This window comes from Hyalangium sp. (assembly GCF_035629615.1).
Lineage (GTDB): Bacteria > Myxococcota > Myxococcia > Myxococcales > Myxococcaceae > Hyalangium.
Window position 1 is genome coordinate 1 of the sequence record NZ_DASPHO010000308.1, and the last position, 7,454, is coordinate 7,454.

Sequence of the window (7,454 nt, forward strand, 5' to 3'; positions counted from 1 at the left end):
CGCCGCTGCTGCTCACCTCCGGACCCTGGAAGGAGGTGCAGGTGCGGCCAGGCCTGTACCAGCTGACGGCGAGCGCTCCAGGCCATGAGCCCGCCTCCATGCCGCTGAGGCTGACGCGCGGAGAGAAGCGGCTGCTGAGGCTGCCGCTGCTCCCCCTTGGCTCGCTGCCCAAGGACTTCATCTATGTCCCACCGGGGCCGCTGCTGTTCGGCAGCTCCGTGGACGCCATGCGCGACTTCTTCAAGACCCTGCCCCTCCACGAGCGACACACGGAGGCCTTCCTCATCTCCCGCTATGAGACGACGTACCAGGACTGGCTGGCCTTCCTGAAGGACCTGCCGGCGGAGGAGCGCAAGCGCCGGACACCCGGGGTGAAGGACTACGTCGGCCAGCTGAAGCTGGAGCAGGTGCAGGGGACCTGGGTGCTCCACCTCAAGCCCAGCCCCGGCTCCAGCGAGTACACGGTCCGTGAGGGCGAGCCGCTGCTCTACCCGGAGAGGGCGCGGCGTGCCGAGCAGGACTGGCTGCGCATGCCCGTCACCGGCATCAACCTCGGGGACGCGGAGGCGTACGTGGCCTGGCTGGCGAAGCGGCCGCTCACGGAGGGAGGCGTGCCGGGCGCGCGGCTGTGCACGGAGCTGGAGTGGGAGCGGGCCGCGCGGGGCGTGGACGGGCGCGAGTACCCTCATGGGCACAAGCTCGGCTCGGACGACGCCAACATCGACCTCACCTACGGCCAGAAGTCAGGCGGCTTCGGCCCGGATGAAGTGGGCACCTACCCCAGCTCCCGCAGCCCCTTCGGCGTGGAAGACATGGCAGGCAATGCCTGGGAGTGGACGCGCAACTGGTTGGAGCCCGCAAAACCCGTGGCTCGCGGTGGCAGCTACTACTACGGCCCCAACTCCGCCCGCTCCGCCAACCGCGATCCGTCAGATGCCTCGCTGCGAGACCTCACAGTAGGCCTGCGCGTCTGCGCGGAGCTGCCCCAGACGCCGTAGAGTCGCAGGGAGTTCCGCACTCTTTGAGATCCGGGCCGACTGGGCTAGCAATATGCCCATGCCCGGGCCGGACATGGCGAGCCGCCTGCCTGAGTCCTCGGGCCCTGGAGATCACCATGTCCGAAGGAGCCCCCCCCAACAGTGGCGACAACAAGGTGTACCCCGAGCGCAAGCTGCCTCGCCCTATCGAGGAAGTGCGCGCGCAGCTGATGGCGGACCCGGACGTGCGCGAGCAGGCCCGCCTGCTGGATGTCCCGGTGCCCGACTATGTCGAGAGGATCATCGACTACGCCACCCACCCCGAGAAGCCGCCGCAGGTCTGGGTCCTCCCGGATGAGGAGCTCAAGGCGCGCGATCCCAACATCCCCACCGTCGACGAGGTGAAGACCCACCTGGAGAAGATCGTCAGTGGCGAGATCGCCCACAGCCCCGCGCACATGCCAGATGGCTATAGCGATGATCGCTCCCAGGAGCGCTACCAGGCCGCGCTAGGTACCTCGGAGGCCCCGAAGGGCGCGCCCGAGGGCGCCACCGTCCCCGATCAGGGCTCGAACCCCGAGAAGGGCTCCGCCCCCAAGTCCTGATCCTCACCGCAGTGGCCAAGTCCTTGAATCCATTAGGCATCGCCCCTCTGCCCCGAGCGTAACTACCATTTCCCTCAGTTTGTTTACTCTGTGGGGACAACCCTCCCGGGGTACGTTCGATAACTCCTTTGTCAGACACAATCGATGGCCGCCACGACGGCCTCTTGAAAAGGATCAAAACCATGGGTGCAGTCGGCAAGGCTATTGGCAAGGTGCTGAAGGTCGCAGCTCCGATTCTCGGGGCAATCAACCCGCTGTTCGGCGCTGCGGCGAGCTTCGCTGGCGGCCTGCTGTCGGGCGAGAAGCCCCTGCAGGCGTTGCTGGGTGCGGCCGGTAACCTGATCCCTGGTGGCGGTCTGGCCAAGGGTCTGCTCGGCAAGTTCGCGGGTGCGGCCGGCGGCGGGATCCTGGATGGTCTCGGCGGCAACAGCCTCTTCAGCGGCCTGCTGGGCGCGGCTGGCGGCAAGGGCGGCGTGACCGACCTGGTCGGCGACCTGGTGAAGAACGTCGCCAAGAAGGGCGCGGAGAAGCTGACCACGCTCGGCCAGAACAACGCGGTGGAGCTGAGCGCGCAGCGCATGGCGCAGCTGATGTTCCGCTAGTCATCGGCCCTGATGACTCCCGAGCTCTACGTTCCGGAACTGCACTTCGAACAGGTTCGCGCCTGGATGCGGTTCCGGAACGAGGAGATCACCCCGGATGCCCTGCCGCAGACGGGGTTCATCATCCCCGGCAAGGGTGCCGGGTTTCTGTACCGGACGGACAGCTCTGTGGCGTGGATCGAAGGCCTCGTCGCTGCGCCGGACCTGGACCGCGAAGAGCGCAACAAGGCAATCGATCTCATCGTGACGGCCATCTCCCAGAAGGCCAAGGAACTCGGCTTCAAGCTGTTGCTGGGCTACACGGTCCTGGAGGTGGTGGTGAGGCGCGCCAAGCGCCATGGCTTCAAGCACGTCGGCGGAGGCTTCGAGCTGGTGGCGTTGCAGCTCGACGATGTGCAGTCCGAGTGACACGTCACCCGGCAGGACGCTCAATCGCCCTTGGACATCAGCACACCTACCGCCACCGCGAGCGAGAACGTCAGATAGGGCAGCTCGCCGACGACCTGGCCCTGGTCCACGCTGAGCAGCCGCGAGTCCTCCAGCTGCGCCACGTGCTGCCCATCCTGCTCTATCCGCACCGAGCCCGACGCCCGCACCAGGTGCAGGCGCTGTACGCCGGTGATGAGCTCGGCCTCGGTCTTCAAGAGGCCCGGCCTCACCTTCAGCCGTCCCAGCTCCTCGCCTCGGAGGCCGCGGACGTTGTAGTGGCTCCCGGACGGAGCCTGGAGATACTTCCAGAGGTACGCCAGCAGCTCTCCCTCCGGCGTCTCGATGAGCCAATGCCCGTCGGTGGTACCTCGCCCGCGCGTGGACTGCCGCCGGATGTGCGCGAGGGGCTCCTCATCCCCCTTGGAGCGGATGCGCCACGTGAGGTCCTGAGACTCGAGGCGGAAGGGCCCTGCCACGGTGCGCTCAGAAGAGAGGCGCGCCAAGGGATCGCCTGAGGGCAGGTAGTACGTGGGCTGCTCGTCTGGGGGACGCACGGAGACGACCGAGCCCGCTGGAATCGCCCGAGAGACCTTGCGCGTGAGCTCCTCCCAGAGCGCGTCCAGCTCCTCGGGGCGAACGGCGACATCCAGCCGCTGGTTCTCGATCCGGGTCTCTGGGCCGTGGCGGAGGAGGATGCTGAAGGGGTTTCGCTCGATGTGCCCGATCTCTGAGTAACGCACCACCTGGTGCTCGAGGACTGTCCGCAGGCGCCGAGGATGGAGCCCCTTCCATTCGATGCGGTCCTCGAAGAGGGAGAAGCGCCCGTGCGCCTCCACCATGTGCAGCTTCCAGGCATAGAAGCCGAGGATCAGCAGCAGCGCCCCGGCGCTCACCCAGTTCGCCACCGTGGGGCCCGTGACCCCCCGGATCAGCACCCAGAGCACGCCCACCGGCAGCAGGGCGATGAGGCCGAAGAGCCCCGTGTAGAGCACCTTCTGCGAGAAGGGCATGAAGATCGAGAGCGTGCGCGGAGACGAGGTACGAGGCGTCGGGCGCGCGGGGGCGTGGGGTCTTCTCATGAGCGAAGCCGCGGAGATGGGATCCCGCATCTTCGCACAACGAGCTTCGGATGCTCGGACTGCGGCATGTCAGCGCTGAAAGCACGACGGGGGCCGACCCGGTGTGTGGGTCGCCCCCCGTGGGGTGCTGCGCGGCGTGAGTGGCTCAGACGTCGGCCGTGGAGCGCGACAGGGGCTCGGGGATGCCGCGGAGCCGGTGGCCGAACCGGGTGAGGATGGCGGCTCCAAAGCCCATCAGGACCGTCGGGATCATCACCAACCACCCCAGCACCGGCAGGGACGTCAGCGTCAGGAGGATCAGCAACCCGAGCGCCAGCACCACCGCCTGCGTCTTTCTCCCGCGCATGATGGGCACCCGCATCCCGATCTCGCTCGCCACCGCGGTGAAGCCCAGCACCGCCGCCAGCGCGGCCACCAGCAGCAGGGCTGCCGCTACCGGGATGCCCAGGATGGTGATCGACAGCACCAGCGTGATGGGAATCAGCGCCAGGGCACCCAGGAAGCCCACGAACCCGCTCCGGATGGGCTGCGCGCGGACCGTCGCCGACAGCTCCTTCATGCGCGCGGGGAAGAAGAGCTGCCCCAGGAACCCGAGGCCGAAGAGCGCGGCGAACTTGATGAAGAACCCCGGGAGGCCCTGCCCACGGTCGTCCTCATCCGCGTCGTCATCCTCATCCGCAGCAGCCTCCTTCTTCCGGAACTCCTTCTTGAGGGTGTCCTTCACCTGGCCAGCGACCACCTTCCCCACGTTCCCGCCACCGAAGGATTCGATGCCACCCTCCACGTGGGCGCCATCGTTCCGGATCACCGTGCCGCCGATGGCCGAGACATCTCCCATCACGGCCGAGCCCGGATGGAGGGTGACGTTGCCGTTGAAGGCGCTCGCATCCCCCTCGACCGTGCCGAAGATGTCCACGTTGCCGCTGAAGGCCACCGCGTCCTCCTCGACATGCCCCTTCACCACCAGGTTGCCGCCATAGACAACGGCGTTGTGCACGCTGTCCTCCTCCTTCACCTCCAGCGAGTGGCCACGCGCCACCACATCCCGCTCACCCCTGCTCCGGCGCTGGGTCTTGCGGACCTCGTCGCGGACCCTGTTCCGGATCTCACGGGAGTCGATCTCCTCCTCCTCGACCTCCTCCAGCAGCTCGGAAGGAGTCGGGGGCGTTGGCGGTGTGACGGCCACGGGCGGCATGGGCGGAACTCCCATCGGACCGGGCCCCGGAGGGGGCGCCGGCATGGGCGGAGCCGCGTTCGCCGTGGGCGCCGACTCCTTCTCCGCTGGCGTCATGGGCCGCAGGGTGAAGATGGAGCCCTCCTCGTCCAGACGCAGCGAATAGGTGCGCGCAATGGTGCGCAGGGCCTGCTGGGCGGTGACACCCTTGAGGTGCACCTCCACAGAGGTGTCCAGCTCACCGGTGGCCACCACGTTGATGCCACCGTCCTGGGCAATGCGCTTGAGCGCATCCCGGAGTGAGCCGCGGAAGCTCACGTCGATCGTCTTCACGGCCTGGGCTGCCTGGGCCTCGGCGGGAGCAGGGGTGGGAGTCTCCGCTGCGAGCGCCACGGACGCGCCGAGCAGCAGGGTAGGCAGGAGAATGCGGGAGGCGATCTTCATGGGACACTCACGCTTGGGAAGGGTTGGGACCGTCGCCCACGAGCCGCTTGAGACCGGACAAGGAGACGATCAGCAGGATGATGAGGATGGCGGCCACGGGGCCGGCCGCGGTGCTCCAGAGGGCGTTCGCCCCACTGGCGAGCCCCTGGAGCAACCCCTTGCCGTCCATAACCAGGGCCGCGAGCGCCGCCCCGAGCTGGGACAGCGCCTGATCGTTGGTGATCAGCAACCCCAGCCCCACCCCCAGTGAGGCCACCAGGATGGGGATGCCGGCCCACAGCTCGCGCCGCAGGGGCGTGGGCTCGGTGGCCACCCGCGCCATCACGTTGGCCACCAGCGTGGGCGGGGGGAGCGGATCGGCCAGCCGGTACAGATCCTTCTCCAGCTGGCGGTGATCCTCCAGGACGGCGCTGCACAGCGCGCAGGTGGCGGCGTGATCGAGCGCAGAGCCCTCGCCGGCCTCCAGCTCGGTGAAGAGCACCTCGAGATCGGGACACTGGTTCGGAGTCATGTGGGCTCCTCCGTCGTCATCTTCTTGCGGAGCTTCTCCCGAGCCCGGAACAGCCGCGCCATGATGGTGCCCGGCGCGCAGCCCAGGATCTGGGCGATCTCCTTCGTCGTCCGCTTCTGCACGTAGTAGAGCGCCAGCACCTCCCGGTCCTCCGCGGACAGGGTGGTCATCGCCTCCTCGAGCGACTGGCGCTCCTGGCGCGCGATGGCGCCGTCCTCCAGCGAGATCTCACCACTGGGGAGCACCTCTTTCATGGGCTCCAGCTCCTCGGTGCGCATCTTGGTGCGCCGCCGCAGCAGATCCAGGCAGAGGTTACGCGTAATGGCCATCACCCAGAGATCAAACGGCCGGGACTCATCGTAACGATGCAGGTTCTGGTAGGCCCGGAGGAAGGCCTCCTGCGACACCTCCGCCGCCTCTGCCTCGCTGTTGAGCAGCCGGAGTGCCAGGCCGTAGACGGCGCGCTGGACGCTGCGCACCAGCGCCTCGAAGGCGTTGGGGTCCCCGCGGCGGGCGGCCAGCACGTCCGCCTTCCAGGGGAGCGTTGGGGCCTCCTCAGCCATCAGTGACCCGATGGCCTGAGCGATGTCCCCAATGGGATCGAATGTGAGAGCGTTCACGCTTGGGTCTACGCAGCATGGGTCCCCCCATTGCGTTCGCGCGTGAGCCTATTTTTCCCCACCCCCGGAATTCTACTTTTTCTTTTGTGATTTCGGGTGCTTAACCGCCGAATCCACGCGGGCCTTGGCCTTGGCCTCTTTCTTGAGGCGCTGCTGCTCCCGGAAGCCGGGAGGAGGCTCTCGGGGCTCAGCGGGCGCCTGGGCAGGGGCTGGCTCGCGAGGCTGCTGGGGCGGCTCGGGGGCCCAGGAGCGTCCACCCAGGTCGCGCTCGGGGGCACCTCGGCTCCGGGTGGCGGGAGCACCTCGCTCGGAGAGGCCACGAGCACGCTCCTCGCGGGGCCTGGGGGCTTCCCGCTGCACTGCCTCCGTGAGGCGGGGGCGCTGGGCCGCGCGGATCTCGTCGGGGGTGTCCTCTCTCCAGGAGAAGTGGAAGAGGCGCTTGACGACGAGGGTGGCGTAGGCCCCGGGGGGCAGGGTGAAGGCGATGTTGACCTTGATGGACCCGCGGTTGACCTCGTCCGGCATGGGCCGCCCGAGCACCAGCTTGTGCGGGAAGGCGAGCACCGGGCGCTCCTCGTGCTTGAAGTAGAGCATGCGCCTGGCCTCGGGGATGACCAGATCCTTCAGCGCGATCTTCTCGCGCCCGAGCGTCCACTGGACGGCCTCCTCCACCTTGGGATCCTTGAACGTCGTGTCCGGCGCGAGCAGCGGGAAGGTGGCGTCGCGCAGCGTGCGCAGCACCTCGGGGCTGGCATCGCGGTGGAACAGGAGCGTGCCGGCCTGGTAGCGCATGGGGAAGAGGTGCTCGCGCGGCAGCAGCAGCTGGAGGTAGCGCCGCACGCCCTCGTTCCACAGGTAGCTCTGGTAGGTGAACAGCAGCATGGCGCGGTAGTCCGCGTCGATCTGCAGGAAGGCGCGCACCCAGTCGCCCGGGTGGTCTCGCAGGGAGCGCAGGATGCGGTGGTACTTCTTCGAGCCCTCGTAGGGGACGCGCGCGTCCCAGTTGCCCCAGT

Annotated in this window: 9 protein-coding genes; 4 read left to right on the top strand and 5 right to left on the bottom strand. The window is 68.1% G+C overall.

Annotated elements, in window-relative coordinates; all coding sequences use genetic code 11:
* The 4 genes from VD972_RS15645 to VD972_RS15660 form a co-directional block, all read left to right on the top strand.
* Nucleotides 1-998, top strand: a 998-nt coding sequence (locus tag VD972_RS15645; RefSeq protein WP_324987619.1) for a formylglycine-generating enzyme family protein, incomplete at its 5' end; no start/stop codon positions are given.
* Between the two features lie 116 nt (nt 999-1,114).
* Nucleotides 1,115-1,582, top strand: a complete 468-nt coding sequence (locus VD972_RS15650; RefSeq protein ID WP_324987621.1) for a hypothetical protein — start codon at nt 1,115-1,117, stop codon at nt 1,580-1,582.
* Nucleotides 1,583-1,764: 182 nt separating this feature from the next.
* Nucleotides 1,765-2,184: a hypothetical protein gene (locus VD972_RS15655; RefSeq protein WP_324987624.1), complete on the top strand. Its 420-nt coding sequence runs from the start codon at nt 1,765-1,767 to the stop codon at nt 2,182-2,184.
* 66 nt (nt 2,185-2,250) lie between these two features.
* The gene (locus VD972_RS15660; RefSeq protein ID WP_324987626.1) at nt 2,251-2,592 is read left to right on the top strand and encodes a hypothetical protein; all 342 of its coding nucleotides are present in this window, start codon (nt 2,251-2,253) and stop codon (nt 2,590-2,592) included.
* Nucleotides 2,593-2,612: 20 nt separating this feature from the next.
* On the opposite strand, the gene VD972_RS15665 is transcribed toward VD972_RS15660, so the two are convergent.
* The 5 genes from VD972_RS15665 to truD form a co-directional block, all read right to left on the bottom strand.
* Nucleotides 2,613-3,692 (bottom strand): hypothetical protein, encoded by a 1,080-nt coding sequence (locus VD972_RS15665; protein ID WP_324987628.1) that lies wholly within the window; start codon nt 3,690-3,692, stop codon nt 2,613-2,615.
* A gap of 145 nt (nt 3,693-3,837) precedes the next feature.
* Nucleotides 3,838-5,310 carry a hypothetical protein gene (locus VD972_RS15670; RefSeq protein ID WP_324987631.1) on the bottom strand — a complete coding sequence of 491 codons (1,473 nt, stop codon included), beginning with the start codon at nt 5,308-5,310 and terminating at the stop codon, nt 3,838-3,840.
* Between the two features lie 7 nt (nt 5,311-5,317).
* Complete coding sequence (locus VD972_RS15675; protein WP_324987634.1) at nt 5,318-5,821, bottom strand: hypothetical protein; 504 nt, start codon at nt 5,819-5,821, stop codon at nt 5,318-5,320.
* On the bottom strand, nt 5,818-6,384 hold the full coding sequence (locus VD972_RS15680; protein ID WP_324987639.1) for a sigma-70 family RNA polymerase sigma factor: 567 nt from the start codon (nt 6,382-6,384) through the stop codon (nt 5,818-5,820). The genes VD972_RS15675 and VD972_RS15680 overlap by 4 nt, the downstream gene beginning before the upstream one ends.
* Before the next feature lie 129 nt (nt 6,385-6,513).
* A partial coding sequence (gene truD / locus VD972_RS15685; protein ID WP_324987637.1) for a tRNA pseudouridine(13) synthase TruD occupies nt 6,514-7,454 on the bottom strand: 941 nt, incomplete at its 5' end.

Coding starts and splice junctions, on each gene's coding strand:
- VD972_RS15650 (WP_324987621.1), top strand. CDS start 1,115: ATGTCCGAAGGAGCCCCCCCCAACAGTGGCGACAACAAGGTGTACCCC.
- VD972_RS15655 (WP_324987624.1), top strand. CDS start 1,765: ATGGGTGCAGTCGGCAAGGCTATTGGCAAGGTGCTGAAGGTCGCAGCT.
- VD972_RS15660 (WP_324987626.1), top strand. CDS start 2,251: ATGCGGTTCCGGAACGAGGAGATCACCCCGGATGCCCTGCCGCAGACG.
- VD972_RS15665 (WP_324987628.1), bottom strand. CDS start 3,692: ATGAGAAGACCCCACGCCCCCGCGCGCCCGACGCCTCGTACCTCGTCT.
- VD972_RS15670 (WP_324987631.1), bottom strand. CDS start 5,310: ATGAAGATCGCCTCCCGCATTCTCCTGCCTACCCTGCTGCTCGGCGCG.
- VD972_RS15675 (WP_324987634.1), bottom strand. CDS start 5,821: ATGACTCCGAACCAGTGTCCCGATCTCGAGGTGCTCTTCACCGAGCTG.
- VD972_RS15680 (WP_324987639.1), bottom strand. CDS start 6,384: ATGGCTGAGGAGGCCCCAACGCTCCCCTGGAAGGCGGACGTGCTGGCC.